Origin of the sequence: Enterococcus sp. DIV1368f (genome assembly GCF_051712245.1) — a bacterium.
Taxonomy (GTDB): domain Bacteria; phylum Bacillota; class Bacilli; order Lactobacillales; family Enterococcaceae; genus Enterococcus; species Enterococcus faecalis.
This window is the reverse complement of sequence record NZ_JBIOON010000001.1, coordinates 1,511,535-1,528,819: the sequence shown is the minus strand read 5'-3', so window position 1 is coordinate 1,528,819 and position 17,285 is coordinate 1,511,535. Positions and strand designations below refer to the sequence as shown.

The following is a 17,285-nucleotide window of genomic DNA, read 5'->3' as shown; positions in this document are numbered from 1 at the left end:
GGAAGTGCAAAGATGAAAAAACGTGTAATTGCAGCAACTATGCTGAGTCTAGGGTTATTATTAACTGGGTGCGGAGCTCAAGGAGGCACAACTGAAAAATCCAGCGAAGCGGATAGTAACAAACCAGTTAAAATTGTCGCTGTTGGTTCCACCGCTTTACAACCGTTAGTAGATGCTGCGAAAGATCAATTTACACAAGAACATCCCAATTATACAGTTTCTGTCCAAGGTGGCGGCAGCGGAACAGGACTTTCGCAAGTTGCAGATGGCGCAGTGACCATTGGAAATTCCGATGTGTTTGCCGAAGAGAAAGATGGCGTGGATGCCTCTAAATTAGTTGATCATCGGGTGGCCGTGGTCGGTATGGGACCAGTGGTCAACAAAGAAGTCGGCGTGAAGAATTTAACAAAGCAACAATTGATTGATGTCTTTACTGGCAAAGTCAAAAACTGGAAAGAAGTGGGCGGCAAAGATCAAGAAATCGTCGTAATAAACCGCGCAAACGGAAGTGGCACCCGAGCAACATTTGAAAAATGGGGCTTAGATGGAGCTAAACCAGTTCAATCACAAGAACAAGATTCTTCGGGAACAGTTCGTAAAATTGTTGAACAAACACCAGGAGCAATCAGCTATTTAGCTTTTTCTTATATGGATAATTCCACCGTTGCCTTAAGCATTGATGGTGTTGAACCAAAAGAAGAACACGTGAAAGACAATTCATGGAAAATATGGTCTTATGAACATATGTATACAAAAGGGGAGCCTAATAAAGAAGTAAAAGCCTTCTTAGACTATATGGTCACCGATGATGTTCAAAAAACAATTGTCAAAGACTTAGGTTATTTAGCCATCACAGACATGCAAGTAGAACGTGATGTAAATGGAAAAGTAACTGAAAAATAAAAAAAACTCAGCCAATAAACAGGATTGGCTGAGTTTTTTTAGGCTTCTTTTTTTGTTAAAGGCAAGGTGATTGTAAAAGTGGTCCCTAAGCCTAAGTGACTATCAATGGCGATTTTACCGCCTAATAATTCTGTGTAATTTTGGACAATAGCTAGACCTAGACCGGTGCCACCAGAATGACGGCTACGTGCTTTATCGACACGATAGAACCGTTCAAAGATCCGTTCTTGGTCTTTTTGACTAATGCCAATGCCAGTATCTTGAACAGATAAACGTAATTGCTGATTTTCAATAGCATAAGAAATAGTAATCTGTCCATTTTCTTGGGAATACTGAATGGCATTTTCAATTAGATTCTTCACGATTGGATAAAACAATTCGTATTTGGTGAAAAACTGGCTCTCTGGCAGACCATGAACGACTGTTTTCAGCTGTTTTGCTGCCAATTGTTGCTGATAAGAGCTGAGAATTTCTGTAATAAATTTTTCTAAAGTAATTTCTTGTTCCGCATAAGGAATTGTTGCACTGCCTCGAGAAAGTTCTAAAATTTCTTGAATTAATTGTTGCAGACGCTGGGCATCTTTTTGCATGATGTGCAAAAATTGATCAAGAACTTCCGGATCTTCTTTGGCGCCGTCTATGAGTGTCTCGGTAAAGCCTAAAAGAGAAGTGACAGGCGTTTTTAATTCATGAGACACGTTTGATACAAAATCTTTTTGCATTTTTTCTAGTTGGCGAACGCGCGTTAAATCATAGGCAATTCCTAATACTTGATAATCATTGGCACTTTGATCATCCAAGTAACGAAGAGAAAGATCTAAGCGTAAAGGTGTTGGTCCTTGTGTCACAGTGATTTCTTGATGTAAACTATTTTTTTCAGCGACGACTTGATGGATTAAATGAATCAAATCGGCATCTTGAATCACTTCAAGATAATTGCTTTGCATATTTTTAGCAGAGAGTCCTAACATTTCCTGCATTTTAGGGTTCAACAGACGAAGCCGTCCTTGCGTATCAATGATAAAGACACCAATCATCAACTCATCTAAAAGTTCGTGAAATTGCTCATCCGCAGACGTATACGCTTTATACGTTTGACTTACTTGTTGACTCAGTAAGTTAATAGTTTCGTAAAGTTCATTCCATTCAGAAGATTGCTGGATAATGGATCGATTTTCATCTGGATGTTTAAGCATTCGTTTCAGAATCGGTAAGACAGTCACTAGCGGTTGATTTTTTTGCCGTAACAATAAAAAGATAAACAAGGTAATTAGTAGGAACAAGATGCCAAATGTAAAGATAATATAGCGACGAAAAGATTGGATATTTTTAGAAAATAGCGCAGTTTGTTCCGAAATCCGAATAATACCAACGATTTCTCCTGATTTTAAAACAGGCGTGGCAACGTACAGAAGTTCTTTATTTAACGTTTTACTCTTTCGTAAGGCGGAACCATAGGTAGCTCCTGATAGAACCGCAGCGATTTCAGGTCGTTTTTTGTGCGACTCTAGCGGTTCATTTTGGCTGCTGTCAAAAAAGACGGTACCATTTTTTAGCAACAAAGTTACCCGTTCTTCTGCATCATCTAACGCATGGGTTACAAGGAGTTGTTGCTGGTTTGTCAGTTGCCCTTTTTCGAAAACGGAAGGGGGCAACTGGTCTGTTAAAAGGGTATTTTTTCTTCTTAAATAGGTTTCTTGCTGAGCAACCATTTCTTTTTGAAAGAAAAAATTGGTCGCTGCAATACTCCCGACAAATAATAAAAGCATGACTGCCGCAACTAAAAAATATTCAATCCGCAGTCTCTTTTTCATCGTTTTGGCTCCTGAAAACGGTAGCCAAAGCCACGGACAGTTACTAAGTAAACGGGCCGTTTGGGATCGGGCTCGATTTTATCGCGTAAATGACTAATGTGGACATCGACGATGCGACTTTGTCCAGCGAAGTCATATTGCCAAATTCGTTCCAACAAGGTTTCCCGATTAATGACCCGATCTTTGCGTTTCATGAAGTAAACGAGCAATTCAAATTCTTTTGGTGTTAGCTCAATGGGCTGATTGCGCACAAAAACTTCATAATTTTGTTCATCCACACGAATCTCGCCAATCACAAGCGGAGCTTTAGGTGTGTCCTCTTGAAGCGGTTCGGTCGTGGTAGGTTTTAAACGACGGAAAATAGCTTTCATGCGTGCTAGGACTTCTCGGGGACTAAAAGGTTTTGTTAAATAATCATCTGCCCCAATTTCTAATCCGATGATTTTATCTACTTGTTCATCTTTGGCAGTTAAAATCAAAATAGGCGTGTCAATTTTTTCTCGACGAAGTGCTTTGGTAATTTCTAAGCCATCCATACCAGGAAGCATTACATCTAAAATTATAAAATCATATTGATTAGACAAAGCTAATTCGAAGCCGTTTTTACCATCTTCGGAAGTAGTCACCTGATAGCCTTCTTTTTCCAAATTAAAGGTTAACAAAGTTAAAATCGATGGTTCATCATCGACGACAAGAACTTTTTTCATTTACATAACTCCTTCAAGAAATTTCTGAAAATAAGTGTATATTTCACTATTGTTAGTTTAACATATTTTTAGAGGAAGAACGTACTTTAAAGTAAGCGAGAATGCTACTTTTGAGAAAAGTCAACTCATGGTATAATAGAGAAATGAAATGAGGAGAAGCGAATGATTGGTATTAGTAGTTGCTTAGGTGGGATTTGTTGCCGTTACGATGGAAAATCTCAAGAACAAGAAGCGTTAAAACAACTTGTAACTAATGGAAAAGCAATAATGATTTGTCCCGAAGTTTTAGGGGAGTTGCCCATTCCACGTCCGCCAGCAGAAATCATTGGCGGGGATGGCTTTGATGTTTGGGCGAATACTGCTTATGTATATACGGATAACGGGGAAGATGTGACTGAGGCATTTAAAGCAGGGGCACAACGCGCGTATCAAAAATTAAAAGCCCAACAAATTACAACCTTGATTTTGAAAGAAAAAAGTCCCAGCTGTGGCAGCCAGCTGATTTATGATGGACAATTTTCTGGCATTAAAAAAGCTGGAGTTGGAGTCGCAACTGCTTATTTTATTCAACAAGGAATGACCGTTTATTCTGAAGAAACATGGCAACTTGCGGACATTTCTTTTTAAAAGGTAAAAACTTAGTAAAAAAAGATTGACTATTCCCTATGAAATCGGTAACCTATAAGGGATTGAAGATGGGAGCACGGCTCATGGAAATGGAAAAAACAAACCGCATGAATGCGTTATTTGAATTTTATTCGACATTATTAACGGAAAAGCAGATGAATTATATGGAGCTTTACTATGCTGATGACTTTTCTTTAGGAGAAATTGCGGAAGAATATGAGGTTAGTCGCCAAGCGGTTTATGATAACATTAAACGAACCGAAAAAATTTTAGAAGAATACGAAAAAAAGTTACATCTTTATTCAAACTATGTTGTACGGAAAGAATATCTTGAACAACTACAGCAGTATGTTCAAGAAACTTATCCCAAAGATAGTGAAATCAAAAAATATATTGAACAAATTCAAGAAATAGAGGAATGAAACTATGGCTTTTGAGAGTTTAACAAACCGCCTACAACAGGCAATGAGTAAAATCCGTCGTAAGGGAAAAGTTTCCGAAGCCGACGTAAAAGAAATGATGCGAGAAATCCGTTTGGCTTTATTAGAAGCCGACGTTAATTTACAAGTGGTCAAAGATTTCACAAAACGTGTCAGAGAACGGGCAGTAGGAGTCGAAGTATTAGAAAGCTTATCACCAGCCCAACAAATTGTAAAAATTGTTGATGAAGAATTAACGAAAACGTTAGGTTCAGAAACGGTTGAACTGAATAAATCTCCAAAAATCCCGACAGTGATTATGATGACAGGGTTACAAGGGGCTGGTAAAACAACTTTTACTGGTAAATTAGCCAAACACTTAATGAAAACTGAAAACGCTCGTCCGCTTTTAATCGCTGGTGACGTTTATCGTCCAGCAGCGATTGATCAGTTGAAGGTTTTAGGTCAACAATTAGAAGTTCCCGTTTTTGATATGGGAACCGATGCTAATCCAGTGGAAATTGTTCGTCAAGGGTTAGCGTTAGCAAAAGAAAAGAAAAATGACTATGTCTTAATTGATACGGCCGGCCGCTTGCACATTGATGAAGCTTTAATGGACGAATTGAAACAAATTAAAGAGTTGGCTAATCCCAATGAAATTCTGTTAGTTGTTGATGCGATGACGGGGCAAGATGCTGTCAACGTTGCAGATAGTTTTAATGAACAGCTTGGAATTACTGGGGTTGTTATTACCAAAATGGACGGCGATACTCGTGGGGGGGCTGCGCTGTCAATTCGGGCAGTAACGGGCGCTCCGATTAAATTTGTCGGTTCTGGTGAAAAATTAACCGATTTAGAAATTTTCCATCCCGATCGTATGTCGAGTCGTATCCTAGGTATGGGGGACATGTTGACGCTAATTGAAAAAGCGCAACAAGATTACGATGAGAAAAAAGCAGAAGAACTTGCTCAAAAAATGAAAGAAAACAGTTTTGACTTTAACGATTTCATCGAGCAATTGGATCAAGTTATGGGCATGGGACCGATTGAAGACTTATTAAAAATGATCCCTGGAATGAGTAACATGCCTGGTATTGAAAATGTCAAAGTCGATCCAAAAGATGTGGCACGGAAACGGGCGATGGTCCTATCAATGACCCCTGCAGAACGTGAAAATCCTGATCTATTAAATCCTAGTCGCCGCCGCAGAATTGCAGCTGGTTCAGGAAATAGTGTGGTTGAAGTCAATCGTATGATTAAACAATTTAAAGAATCCAAAAAAATGATGCAACAAATGTCCAAAGGGGATATGAACATTCCTGGTATGGATCAAATGCTAGGTGGCGGCGTTAAAGGCAAGTTAGGTAAAATGGCCATGAATCGTATGATGAAGAAAAACAAAAAAAAGAAAAAGAAAAAAAGATAAACAGGCTTTAGTTAATTATCATAAGAAACAGAAAGTGCGCCATCAGTCTCTTCGACTGATGGCGCACTTTCTGTTTAAGCGTAGTTTTGGATAATTGCGTTTAACGCTTCGGCAAAACCAGCGCCGTGTTGTTCATAATATGACGTAAATCGTTCATCGCCAACATACATAAGGCCTAAGCCTTTGTGTGCTTCTGGCGAATAGCTTGACCAAGAGTACATTAACCAATCTTTGTGTAATTGGAAAATTTCTTGCGCAAGTTGACTAGTCAACTTGGGTGATTTTTGATACATGGCTAACTTAGAAAATAAATCTTTTTCCACGTTCTGCATTGCTTGCATGTCTTTTTCCGTCAAGTTTAAATATTTTTTGTTGGCTTGTTCAATCGTTTCGTTGCCATATTTTCCCCGAATCTCTTTACCATATTTTTCTTCGTTTTCTTGAACTTTTTGTTGTTTAAATGCTTCGAATTTTTGCTGATCGGACATGTTTATCTCTCCTTTGTAATGGTGTAAGGTTTGTTGAACAGAGGTTAAAAGACGATCAATTTCATTGCGCTTTTCCAATAGTTTTTGTTGATGCTCGTATAAAGCCTGTTCAACATTAAAGTCAGGTTGCTCCAAAATTTCTTTAATTTCATCTAGTTTCAGATCCAATTCACGGTAAAAAAGAATTTGTTGCAAACGATTCACCTCGGCTTGCCCGTAAATTCGATAACCAGAAGAATTAATTCTGGCTGGTTGAAGAAGACCAATTTCATCATAATATCGTAACGTCCGTGCACTGACGCCAGATAGTGAAGCCATTTTTTTAATTGTATATTCCATCATTCATTCCTCCTGACAAAATCTATCATAAACCTTTACGTAACGAGAAGGTCAAGCAAAAAAATAAAAAAAGTGAGACAACCTGTAAAAAGTTGCCTCACTTTTTCTCGATTGATTCAATTAGGCAGTTAAGCGATTAAAGAAATCCACGTAAGCATCTACAATTGATTGTAAGAAGCCAACAGTGCCATCAATAATTTTACCATCTTCATCAATTAAGTTCGTAATACCGCCAATATAGGCTTCAGGTTGTTGTAAAGTTGGAACATTTAAGAAGACTAATGATTGTCTTAAATGATGGTTTGCACCAAATCCGCTAATTGCACCTGGTGAAACACTCACCACAAGTCCGGGTTTTTTATCCCAAACGCTTTCGCCATACGGACGTGAACCGACATCCAATGCATTTTTTAAAACAGCTGGTACTGAACGGTTATATTCTGGTGTTACAAACATCACACCATCTACTTGTTTGACTTCTTCACGGAATGTTGTCCAAGCTTCGGTGGGGGTTCCTTCATCATCCAAATCTTGATTGTATAACTCTAAATCACCAATGTTAATAAAAACAGGTTCGAAATCAGCTGGAAATAAGTCCGCCATTGTTTTTGCTACCAATTTGTTAAATGAATCTTTTCTTAAACTCCCTACAAAAATACCAATTTTTTTTGTCATGTAAATCCCTCCATTTTTCTTTTACTTACTTTATGATAGTACTTTTTCGAAAAAAGCGCAAACGTTTTATCCTTGTACATTGTTGAACTTCGTAACTTCACGTATAATAGCTAGTAAAAGGAAGAGTAAAGGAGCAACTGCTTGAATAAAAAAATAAATTGGCGCCGACAATTAACACCGTCGGAGAAACAAACATTGACTGAATTAAGAAACAAGGAAATGATTAAACAAGGAACTTTTTATAAATTGGAACAAATATTTCCTGAGGAATCAGCTTATACTTATTATGGTTTATACAGGAAGGGACAAGCCATTCAAGCATATATCGTAGGGTATTGTTTTGATGGGGAAACCTTGGAAGCGACGATTGTTGCGCCAAATGTAGGACCATTTTTTGAAGAACTTGTTCAAGAACTCGAAAAGCAAGCAGCTTTGTGGGGAATGAAAGAAGTCTTTCTCGTGATGGACGACAAGCAATCTGTTGGCCTGAATTATTTTAATAGACAAGGAATTATGCCAGCTTTTTCAGAACAGTATCTGGTTTTTCAAGGAAAAACTTACTCACAGGAGTTGGCGAAGCTGACACTTTTCCGACCACAAGTGGCTGATTTGGATTCCTTGGCTAGGTTACTCGAAGGTACGCCTTTGCCGGAGGACCTTCAACGAACACTTATTTATAAAGAAAACAATCAACTTTTAGCCACGCTACGTTTGGATCATTTTGAAAACGAATGGGGGATTTATGGCTTTGTTGTGACAAAAATGCAACGAGGTCGCGGTCTTGGCCGTCAAGTGTTACAGTCTGCGCTCCGAATGATTTTAGAAAATTCAGCTTCAGCGACTATTTTTTTAGAAGTTGAAACAGAAAATCAAGCAGCGCTTCATCTCTATCAAACAGAAGGCTTTCAAGTGAGAAACCAGTACAACTATTATCAAATTTTGTAAAAATTCTTCATTATTTCGTTTGTTTTCCTGCAAATTGGCTAAAAAAATTGAAAAAAAGTAAAGGTGTCAAGAAAAAACTCTTTACAGGTTGTTGTTAATCTGTTAAACTAACTCTTGTGATTAAGTTAATGGAGGTGTATTTAATAATGGCAGTTAAAATTCGTTTAAAACGTATGGGTTCTAAAAAGAGTCCTTTTTACCGTATTGTAGTAGCTGATTCTCGTTCTCCTCGTGATGGACGTTTCATCGAAACTGTAGGTACTTACAACCCTTTGAAAGACCCTGCAGAAGTAGTTTTAAAAGAAGATTTAGTTTTAGATTGGTTATCTAAAGGTGCGCAACCTTCTGATACAGTTCGTAACATCCTTTCAAAAGAAGGCGTTATGAAAAAACATCATGAAGCTAAAAACGTTAAGAAATAAGGTGATTGAATATGGCAGATGTGAAAGAGTTAATTTTAACTATTGTCCGTCCGTTAGTCAGTCAACCTGAAGCAGTCTCGTTAGAAATTGAGGAATCAACTGATTTCCTCGAGTATAATTTGACTGTGGCCAAAGAAGATATTGGACGTATCATTGGTAAACAAGGGCGTGTTGCAAAAGCAATTCGGACAATTGTTTATAGTGTACGTATCGATGGTCCGAAAAAGGTCCGTTTAAATATTCTTGATGGTAAATAAGCATTAACAAGGAGGTAGCCTAGCTATCTTCTTTTTTTATACATAACCAAAAAGTTTTCATTGCTAGAGACAGGCCTTTCTTGCTAAAATAGATGTATCCAGAATAAAGGAGCGATTTGTATGGCAAAACGAATTATCATTATGAACTTTGATATTGAAAGTAAATCGTACCAAGCATTTTCCGAAATAAAAAAGATGCAGGCAGAAAGACAGCTTAAAGGTGAGCAAATGGCGGTTGTTACGCATGTTAATGATGGCCAGCATCAATTTAAAATCAATGATTTTATCGATTTTACAGGCAACAATCATACATCAAAAGATAGCATGATCGGGATGCTAGTAGGCATATTAGGTGGTCCTCTGGGCATTCTTTTTGGCTGGTTTGCTGGAAGTATGTATGGTGCAAGCAAAGACGCCAAAGAAATTCAAGAAGCACAAACGGTTTTTGAACATGTGATTCAAAAGATTGATGAAGGACAAACGGGATTATTATTAATTGCAGAAGAAGAAGACAACCGTCCACTCAACCAATTGGTTATGTTTGACTTAGGTGGCGAAATCACGCGGCTTGATTTAGAGGAAGTCCAACAAGAAATTAACGATGCGAACGAAGTTGCAAATGAAGCGAAACAATCGTGGCAAGCAAAAAAAGAACAACATAAAGAAGCGACATCGAAAGAAGAATAAGGAGCAAAGACTGTTTTCTGAATAAAGGGAAACAGTCTTTTAAAATACTAAGAAATCACGGTTTTTTATGGTAGTTTGCTAATTTTTTGTTATTTTATCGTAAAATACGGTAAACTAAGAAGAAAACTTTGAGAAAATAGATAAATTATTATTTGCTAAAGGAGCAAACTTCTTCTAAAATAAAAAGGAAGTTTAAAAGAAAGTATGGTAGCAGATGGAAATACAATTTTTAGGAACAGGCGCTGGTGTGCCAGCAAAACATCGCAATGTCACAGGAATTGCGTTGAAATTATTAGATGAACGAAATGCAGTTTGGCTCTTCGATTGTGGGGAAGGGACGCAATTGCAAATTTTAAAAAGTAGTATTCGCCCAAGAAAAATTGAAAAGATTTTTATTACACATTTACATGGGGATCATATTTTTGGTTTACCTGGTTTGTTAAGTAGTCGTTCTTTTCAGGGCGGGACAGAACCTTTAGAAATCTATGGACCAGTTGGGATTGCTGACTTTGTCAAGACTTCTTTACGGGTCTCGCAATCGCGGTTGTCCTATCCACTGAAATTTATTGAATTAACGAAAGAAAATGACGTTATTTTTAAAGATAAACAATTCACTGTTCGCTGTAATATCTTGGACCATGGCATCACGAGCTTTGGCTATCGAATTGAGGAAGCAGCGCATGAAGGAGAATTACAAGTAGAGAAACTTCAAGCTTTAGGGATTCCTTCTGGGCCATTGTATGGCAAACTCAAACGTGGTGAAACGATTGTTTTTGATGGACAGGAAATTAATGGACAAGCGTTTGTGGGAGAGCGTAAACCTGGTCGAATCGTGACGATTTTAGGAGACACTCGCAAAACTAAAAATAGTGTAACCTTAGCACGACGAGCGGATGTTTTAGTCCATGAAAGTACGTTTAATAAACACGAAGCAAAAATGGCAAAAGCCTACTTCCACTCAACCAGTCAACAAGCAGCTGAAGTTGCAAAAGAAGCGCAAGTAAAACAACTTATCTTAACGCATATTAGTGCCCGTTATTTAACCAAAGAGGCCTATCAGCTTCAAGAAGAAGCCCAAGAAATTTTCCCCAATACAAAAATCGTGAAAGATATGGATATCATTGAGATTCCATTTGCCAATGAAGGAGGAGCTTAGATGGATTTAACAAATAAAGTCGTTGTCGTAACTGGAGGTTCAGCTGGTTTAGGTGAACAAGTTTGTTATGAAGCAGCTAAACAAGGAGCGGTCGTCGTTGTCTGCGCCCGCAGAATTAATTTGATTGGTAAAGTTCGCGAGCAGTGTGCCGCTTTAAGCGGACGAGAAGCATTTTCTTATCAATTAGATATTGCCGATCCAGAAAGCGTTGAACGTGTGGTTGAAGCTATTTCAGCAGAAGTTGGTCCTATCGATGTTTTAGTCAACAATGCTGGTTTTGGCTTGTTTGAAAATTTTGTTGAGATTGACTTGGCTGTTGCGCGCCAAATGTTTGATGTCAACGTTTTAGGAATGATGACGTTTACTCAAAAAGTAGCTATTAAAATGATTGAAGCTGGACAAGGACATATTATCAACGTTGCTTCAATGGCTGGGAAGATGGCTACAGCTAAATCAACCGTTTATTCTGCAACGAAATTTGCTGTGTTAGGTTTTTCAAATGCTTTACGTTTAGAATTGAAACCGTTGGGTGTAGCAGTAACGACTGTCAATCCAGGACCAATCCAAACAGAATTCTTTGATAAAGCGGACCCGACAGGCACTTATCTAGCTGCGGTGGATAAAATTGTTTTGGACCCTACGAAATTAGCGAAAGAAGTGGTTGGGAGTATGGGGACTTCTCGACGTGAGATTAATCGTCCATTTGTCATGGAAGCGGCTGCCCGCTTTTATACATTGTTTCCACATTTAGGAGATTTCATAGCGGGAAATATTTTAAATAAAAAATAAAGGAGTCGATCAAGTCATGAAAAATCAATGGCGTGTTATTTTAGGCCTTGTGTTGGTCTTAATTGTTGTTATTTTTGCTGTTTTAAATAATCAAGCTGTTCCAGTAAACTTTGGTTTTACTAAAATTAGTGGACCGTTAATCTTAATTATTTTAGGTTCTGCAATTATTGGCGCACTAGTTGGGTTACTAACCTCCACAACCACCATTTGGAACCAACGTAAGGAATTAAAAGCTGTACAAAAAGAGTTGGATATTTATAAAAATGATATGGATAAATTAGTCAAAGAAGAAACGGAAAAAGTTCAACGTTCTTTTGATAATCAATTGGCTGATTTGCAAGCCAAACAAGCGGCAGCACCACAAGTCTCAGAACCAGTGGTCAACGAACAAACATCAAACACAGAAGTAGACGCAACGCCTATGTCAGGTAGTCGTATTGATCGTTATGTGAAACCTCGTGTGAATGAAGAGGAACAAAAATAAGGAAGAGACTTTATCGCTAAGTTTCTTTTAAAATAAAACTGTGATATCTGCTATTTATCTAACAGATATCACAGTTTTTTTCTCAGATTTAAAAAAATGCTTTCTTTAGTTTTTGGAAAAATTTTGCTATAATTACTTGGTTAGGAGTGACGTCGTGAAAAAATCAAACTATCAATGGCAGTTACAGACAAAGACAGAATTACCTGTAGAATTTATAGAACAATTAAAAAAAGAAGAAATTAATCCATTAATTGGCCAACTTTTATGGCACCGCAATATCCGGACAGAAGAAGCATTACGTAAGTTTCTACATCCGACTATCGAAGATATTTATGATCCGTTCTTAATGCATGATATGGAGAAAGCGGTAGCCCGCATCCAACAAGCCGTCGAAGCGGGTGAACAAATCCTTGTCTATGGGGATTATGATGCAGATGGCATCACTAGTACCACGGTTATGAAAGAAGCAATCGAATTAGTCGGTGGCATGGTTCAGTACTTTCTACCGAATCGTTTTGTTCATGGATATGGACCTAATAAAGACGTATTTGCTGAACAAATTGAACAAGGAGTCCAATTAATTGTAACCGTTGATAATGGTGTAGCCGGACATGAAGCAATTAACTACGCTATGGCACAAGGAGTAGATGTAATCGTTACTGACCATCATGAATTGCCTGAACAATTACCAGAAGCCTTTGCGATTGTCCACCCTAGACATCCGCAAGGTGACTATCCTTTTGGAGATTTAGCTGGTGTTGGCGTGGCTTTCAAAGTCGCTACTGCGTTACTTGGTGAATTGCCAATTGAGTTATTAGATTTGGTAGCAATTGGGACAATTGCTGACTTGGTTTCATTAACCGATGAAAATAGAACGTTTGTCAAAATGGGCCTGCAAATGATTCAAACTGGTGATCGAATTGGTTTAGACGTTTTACTACAAGAAGCGGGTGTGAAAAAGGAAGCTGTTTCAGAAGAATCAATTGGCTTTACCATCGGACCCCGTTTAAATGCGTTAGGTCGATTAGGGGAAGCCGCACCAGGTGTTGAATTGATGACTACATTTGATGAAGAGCAAGCACTGGAAATCGCTAAATATATCGATCAACAAAACAATGAACGAAAAGACATTGTAACGACGATTGCTAAAGAAGCGCTGGATTTAATCGATCCGAATGCGCCGGTCCACATTTTAGCGAAACAAGGCTGGCATGAAGGCGTCTTAGGGATTGTCGCGGGCCGCATTATGCAAGAAACGGGGAAACCAACCATTATTTTAGCAATAGATGAATCTGGTACGACCGCTAAAGGCTCTGGACGTAGCATTAGCGCATTGAATCTCTATGAGGCGTTGAACGAAGTGCGTGAGCAATTCACTCATTTTGGTGGGCATCATATGGCAGCGGGAATGACTTTACCTGTTGAAAATATTCCTTTTGTTCAAGAACATTTGGCACACTTTATTGAAAAAAATCAAATTGATATGGCTAATGGACAAGAGTTGCTCATTAGTGAGAGCTTAGCGGTTTCGCAGGCAACGACTACTTTTATTGATCAATTGCGTATTTTGGCGCCTTTTGGGACTGATAATACTGTGCCAACTTTTGTATTTAAGGAAATCACGCCTACGCAAATTCGGCAAATTGGTGCAGATAATGCACATCTGAAATTTCAAATGAATCAAGAAGGGGCACAATTGGATGCAATTGCTTTTCAAATGGGGCCTCAAGCGGATGAACTAGCACAAGGAACCGCCGATGTGGCAGGCCAACTTTCCATCAATGAATGGAATGGTCGTAAGAAACCACAATTAATGGTGACTGATTTTGCTGTATCGGGAAGACAATTATTTGATTTTCGTGGCAAAAATAATCAAACGAAACCAATTCCTTCAGAAGCAACAGCTTATCTTTTGTTTGATGAAAAAAATCAAAAATTCATTTCAGATCCAACCGCTAATATTATTGTTTGGTCAAACCAAGAAGAATTGGTGGAAGCTGTTTCTCAAAATCAAATCGAACAACTGGTTTTTGTCGACTGTCCTGTGGAAGCAATCACGGTTAAAGAAATTGTTGAAGCGACTGAGGTACAACGTATATACATGATGTTTATTTCACCAGAAGAAGCTTATTTAAACGGTATGGCTTCACGTGAACAATTTGCAACATTGTATAAATTTATTTTGCAGCAAAAAGAAGTAAATCTACGTTCCCAGCTATCGAAGGTGGCAAATTACTTAAATATCCAAGAAAAATTATTAATTTTCATGATACAGGTGTTTTTTGACTTAGGATTTGTTACAATAGAAAGCGGTGTTTTAAACAGTATTGAGAAACCCGACAATCGACCATTGACTGAAAGTCAAGTGTACCAACAACGATTGAAAAAAATAAAAACAGAAGAATTTCTACTTTACAGTGATTGTCAAACAATACAACAATGGCTGTGGAATGAGGAGGACAAATAAAAATGGATTTAAGAGATTACATTGCAAGCATTCCAGATTATCCTGAGAAAGGGATCGTGTTCCGTGACATTTCTCCATTAATGGCTAATGGGGATGCATACCGTGAAGCAACGAAACAAATCGTGGATTACGCGAAAGAAAAAAGAATTGATATGGTTGTAGGACCGGAAGCTCGTGGCTTTATTGTTGGCTGTCCAGTGGCTTATGAATTAGGGGTTGGCTTTGCTCCGGTTCGTAAAAAAGGAAAACTTCCTCGTGAAACCATCGAAGTGACTTATGACTTAGAATATGGTTCAGATACATTGACGTTGCACAAAGATGCCATCACACCAGGTCAACGTGTTTTGATTTGTGATGACTTGTTAGCAACTGGTGGTACAATTAAAGCAACCATCGAATTAGTCGAACAATTAGGTGGTATTGTGGTTGGTTGTGCGTTCCTAATTGAATTAATGGATTTACATGGCCGCGATAAAATTGATGGCTACGATATTGTTACCTTAATGGAATACTAATCTAATTTAATTAGAAAGAGCGAAGGATTTAATCCTTCGCTCTTTCTTTGACATATTTATAAAAACGGAGCGTAGCTTGGGGGGAACACACCGTTTTATTATTTATTAAGGGAACTTACGATAAACGTATCTTGCTTGCTGTTGTTTACGTGTACGTGTATAACGCTTCTCATCCCATGACATAAACCAAAGAATAAATAACGGCGTCACGATCATAAAAGCAAGACGTAATCCTAATGTTCCCAAAAAAATACCTATAACCAATACAAAAAATAAAAATCCAACACGACGAATTGCTTCCATGTGTATCACCTCTTCATTTGATTCGAACGAGTGTTCGTATTGTTATTATACGAATGTATGTTCGTTTTGTAAAGTCTTTTCTACTAATTTATGTTAAAATAATTCGAAAAGAAGAATAATCCTTTATAATAAAGAGATTTAGGGCAATAAAAGAACACGATGCTCAAAGCATCGTGTTCTTATTGTGCTGTGGTTACGTATAAAAGAGAACAGAAAAATACATGAGGATCGCTGCAAGCATGACGAACAAATGCCAAACTACATGCATAAACCGCACATTTTTCAATGAATAGAAGGCTGCACCTAATGTGTAAGACACGCCTCCTGCGACCAATAACGCTGTTCCTGTAAATCCAAGAGATTCATATAACGGACGAGCAGCGATGATACAGAGCCAACCTAAAACAATATAAATAATCGTTGAAATGTTTTTCACTGTTTCTTGTTTATGCAACGTGAGGGATTTATAGACAATACCGACGATGGCGATTAACCAGACTAAACTAAATAAGGTCCAACCTAACCAACCGCCAATACTAATTAAGCAAAAAGGCGTATAGCTGCCAGCAATCAATAAGAAAATAGAACTATGATCGAAGACCTGAAAGACCTTTTTGGCTCTTGTAAAAATTAAACTATGAAATAACGTTGAAGATAAAAAAAGTAGAATCAACATGGAGCCATAAATAGCATAAGATACCACGTGAATTGGTGAACCTAAACGAGCTCCTTTAACAAGTAAAATGACTAAGCCAGCAATACTTAAACCTGCGCCTATGCCATGTGTAACTGCATTTAAGACTTCGTTCACGATTAGGTATTTTTTTGAGAAATGCGTTTTTTCCAATAAATTCACTTCCTTTATTTTAATTTGATGAAAAATTCGGCAGTGTCTGTTATACTATAACTAGATAATTAACCGTTTAATGGTATTCTACCATGAAAACAGGTTCCTTTTAAAGAAAGAGTGATAAATTTATGACAAACGTTAAAATCGTAACGGATTCTTCATGTACGATGGAAAAAAGTCTTAGAGATGAATTAAATATCCATATGATGCCTTTATCAATTATGGTTGATGGCGTTGTTTATCCAGATGATGATCATTTGCCAGGCGAAAAATTTATGGACATGATGGCTAATGCGAAGGCCTTACCCAAAACCAGTCAACCACCAATTGGTGAATTTGTAGAATTATATGATCGCTTAGGTGAAGATGGCAGTGAAGTAATTTCGATTCACATGACAAAAGGCTTAAGTGGAACGGTTGAAGCGGCCCGTCAAGCTAGCAACTTATCATCAAGTAAAGTAACGGTGATTGATAGCGATTTTACAGACCAAGGTTTGTCTTTCCAAGTCATTCAAGCAGCAAAATTGGCACAAGCGGGAGCGGGTGTTCCAGAAATTTTAGCTGAAATTGAACGCGTCAAACAAAATACTAAATTATACATTGGCATTTCAACATTGGATAATTTGGTTAAAGGTGGACGAATCAGCCGTACAACAGGATTATTATCAAACATTTTTAATATGAAAGTTGTCATGGACTTTGAAAATACGGAATTGATTCCTGTAGCAAAAGGCCGCGGCGTTAAAACGTTTAATAAATGGTTTGACGAATTGAAATCAGAATTAAGTAAGATTCCAAATGTTCGACAAATTGGCATTTCTCATGCGGATGGGCTAGAACTAGCAAATGGATTCAAAGAAGGATTACAAGCAATCTTTAAAGACATGGATATTCCCGTATTACATACGAATCCAGTCATTGCAACACATACAGGAAAAAATGCCTTTGCTATTATGTACTATACAGACTAAGAAATAACGAGGTTGGGTCTCACTCTTAAATGAGTAGACGC

20 protein-coding genes are annotated in these 17,285 nt (G+C 37.9%); 14 read left to right on the top strand and 6 right to left on the bottom strand.

Annotation, left to right across the window (positions count from 1 at the left end):
• Positions 1-12 precede the first annotated feature (12 nt).
• Complete coding sequence (locus IGL07_RS07665) at positions 13-903, top strand: phosphate ABC transporter substrate-binding protein PstS family protein (protein WP_010712505.1); 891 nt, start codon at positions 13-15, stop codon at positions 901-903.
• Between the two features lie 38 nt (positions 904-941).
• Here the strand turns inward: IGL07_RS07665 and pnpS are convergent, their stop codons facing one another.
• Positions 942-2,717, bottom strand: a complete 1,776-nt coding sequence (gene pnpS / locus IGL07_RS07660; protein ID WP_010817335.1) for a two-component system histidine kinase PnpS — start codon at positions 2,715-2,717, stop codon at positions 942-944.
• Positions 2,714-3,424, bottom strand: a complete 711-nt coding sequence (locus IGL07_RS07655; RefSeq protein ID WP_002360193.1) for a response regulator transcription factor — start codon at positions 3,422-3,424, stop codon at positions 2,714-2,716. Before IGL07_RS07655 ends, pnpS begins: the two co-directional genes overlap by 4 nt.
• 162 nt (positions 3,425-3,586) lie before the next feature.
• On the opposite strand from IGL07_RS07655, the gene IGL07_RS07650 reads away from it, so the two are divergent.
• The 3 genes from IGL07_RS07650 (at position 3,587) to ffh (ending at position 5,896) form a co-directional block, all read left to right on the top strand.
• Positions 3,587-4,051, top strand: coding sequence for a DUF523 domain-containing protein (locus IGL07_RS07650; protein WP_002364031.1), 465 nt, complete (start codon positions 3,587-3,589; stop codon positions 4,049-4,051).
• 83 nt (positions 4,052-4,134) lie between these two features.
• Positions 4,135-4,473, top strand: coding sequence for a putative DNA-binding protein (locus IGL07_RS07645; protein WP_002357429.1), 339 nt, complete (start codon positions 4,135-4,137; stop codon positions 4,471-4,473).
• Positions 4,474-4,477: 4 nt separating this feature from the next.
• On the top strand, positions 4,478-5,896 hold the full coding sequence (gene ffh, locus IGL07_RS07640) for a signal recognition particle protein (protein WP_002360194.1): 1,419 nt from the start codon (positions 4,478-4,480) through the stop codon (positions 5,894-5,896).
• Positions 5,897-5,970: 74 nt separating this feature from the next.
• Here the strand turns inward: ffh and IGL07_RS07635 are convergent, their stop codons facing one another.
• Both IGL07_RS07635 and IGL07_RS07630 read right to left on the bottom strand, forming a co-directional pair.
• The gene (locus IGL07_RS07635) at positions 5,971-6,726 is read right to left on the bottom strand and encodes a MerR family transcriptional regulator (protein WP_010817334.1); all 756 of its coding nucleotides are present in this window, start codon (positions 6,724-6,726) and stop codon (positions 5,971-5,973) included.
• Positions 6,727-6,843: 117 nt separating this feature from the next.
• Positions 6,844-7,398 carry an NADPH-dependent FMN reductase gene (locus IGL07_RS07630; RefSeq protein WP_002377294.1) on the bottom strand — a complete coding sequence of 185 codons (555 nt, stop codon included), beginning with the start codon at positions 7,396-7,398 and terminating at the stop codon, positions 6,844-6,846.
• A gap of 141 nt (positions 7,399-7,539) precedes the next feature.
• Here IGL07_RS07630 and IGL07_RS07625 point away from each other — a divergent pair, with 141 nt between their 5' ends.
• The 9 genes from IGL07_RS07625 (at position 7,540) to IGL07_RS07585 (ending at position 15,120) form a co-directional block, all read left to right on the top strand.
• On the top strand, positions 7,540-8,343 hold the full coding sequence (locus IGL07_RS07625) for a GNAT family N-acetyltransferase (RefSeq protein ID WP_010817333.1): 804 nt from the start codon (positions 7,540-7,542) through the stop codon (positions 8,341-8,343).
• A 146-nt stretch (positions 8,344-8,489) separates the two neighbouring features.
• Positions 8,490-8,765 carry a 30S ribosomal protein S16 gene (rpsP, locus tag IGL07_RS07620; RefSeq protein ID WP_002357434.1) on the top strand — a complete coding sequence of 92 codons (276 nt, stop codon included), beginning with the start codon at positions 8,490-8,492 and terminating at the stop codon, positions 8,763-8,765.
• An 11-nt stretch (positions 8,766-8,776) separates the two neighbouring features.
• On the top strand, positions 8,777-9,022 hold the full coding sequence (locus IGL07_RS07615; protein ID WP_002357435.1) for a KH domain-containing protein: 246 nt from the start codon (positions 8,777-8,779) through the stop codon (positions 9,020-9,022).
• A gap of 120 nt (positions 9,023-9,142) precedes the next feature.
• Entirely contained in the window at positions 9,143-9,709 is a 567-nt protein-coding gene (locus IGL07_RS07610) for a hypothetical protein (protein ID WP_002357436.1), read from the top strand.
• Positions 9,710-9,923: 214 nt separating this feature from the next.
• On the top strand, positions 9,924-10,865 hold the full coding sequence (gene rnz / locus IGL07_RS07605; protein ID WP_002360200.1) for a ribonuclease Z: 942 nt from the start codon (positions 9,924-9,926) through the stop codon (positions 10,863-10,865).
• Positions 10,866-11,654 carry an SDR family NAD(P)-dependent oxidoreductase gene (locus tag IGL07_RS07600; protein ID WP_010817332.1) on the top strand — a complete coding sequence of 263 codons (789 nt, stop codon included), beginning with the start codon at positions 10,866-10,868 and terminating at the stop codon, positions 11,652-11,654.
• Between the two features lie 16 nt (positions 11,655-11,670).
• The gene (locus IGL07_RS07595) at positions 11,671-12,138 is read left to right on the top strand and encodes a LapA family protein (protein WP_010817331.1); all 468 of its coding nucleotides are present in this window, start codon (positions 11,671-11,673) and stop codon (positions 12,136-12,138) included.
• Between the two features lie 154 nt (positions 12,139-12,292).
• Positions 12,293-14,605 (top strand): single-stranded-DNA-specific exonuclease RecJ, encoded by a 2,313-nt coding sequence (recJ, locus tag IGL07_RS07590; protein ID WP_010817330.1) that lies wholly within the window; start codon positions 12,293-12,295, stop codon positions 14,603-14,605.
• Between the two features lie 2 nt (positions 14,606-14,607).
• Positions 14,608-15,120: an adenine phosphoribosyltransferase gene (locus IGL07_RS07585; RefSeq protein WP_002357441.1), complete on the top strand. Its 513-nt coding sequence runs from the start codon at positions 14,608-14,610 to the stop codon at positions 15,118-15,120.
• A gap of 105 nt (positions 15,121-15,225) precedes the next feature.
• Here the strand turns inward: IGL07_RS07585 and IGL07_RS07580 are convergent, their stop codons facing one another.
• Positions 15,226-15,423, bottom strand: a complete 198-nt coding sequence (locus tag IGL07_RS07580) for a hypothetical protein (protein ID WP_002360203.1) — start codon at positions 15,421-15,423, stop codon at positions 15,226-15,228.
• 193 nt (positions 15,424-15,616) lie between these two features.
• Complete coding sequence (trhA, locus tag IGL07_RS07575; RefSeq protein WP_002357443.1) at positions 15,617-16,270, bottom strand: PAQR family membrane homeostasis protein TrhA; 654 nt, start codon at positions 16,268-16,270, stop codon at positions 15,617-15,619.
• Positions 16,271-16,401: 131 nt separating this feature from the next.
• On the opposite strand from trhA, the gene IGL07_RS07570 reads away from it, so the two are divergent.
• Positions 16,402-17,244, top strand: a complete 843-nt coding sequence (locus tag IGL07_RS07570) for a DegV family protein (protein WP_002357444.1) — start codon at positions 16,402-16,404, stop codon at positions 17,242-17,244.
• The last annotated feature ends 41 nt before the right edge of the window (positions 17,245-17,285 follow it).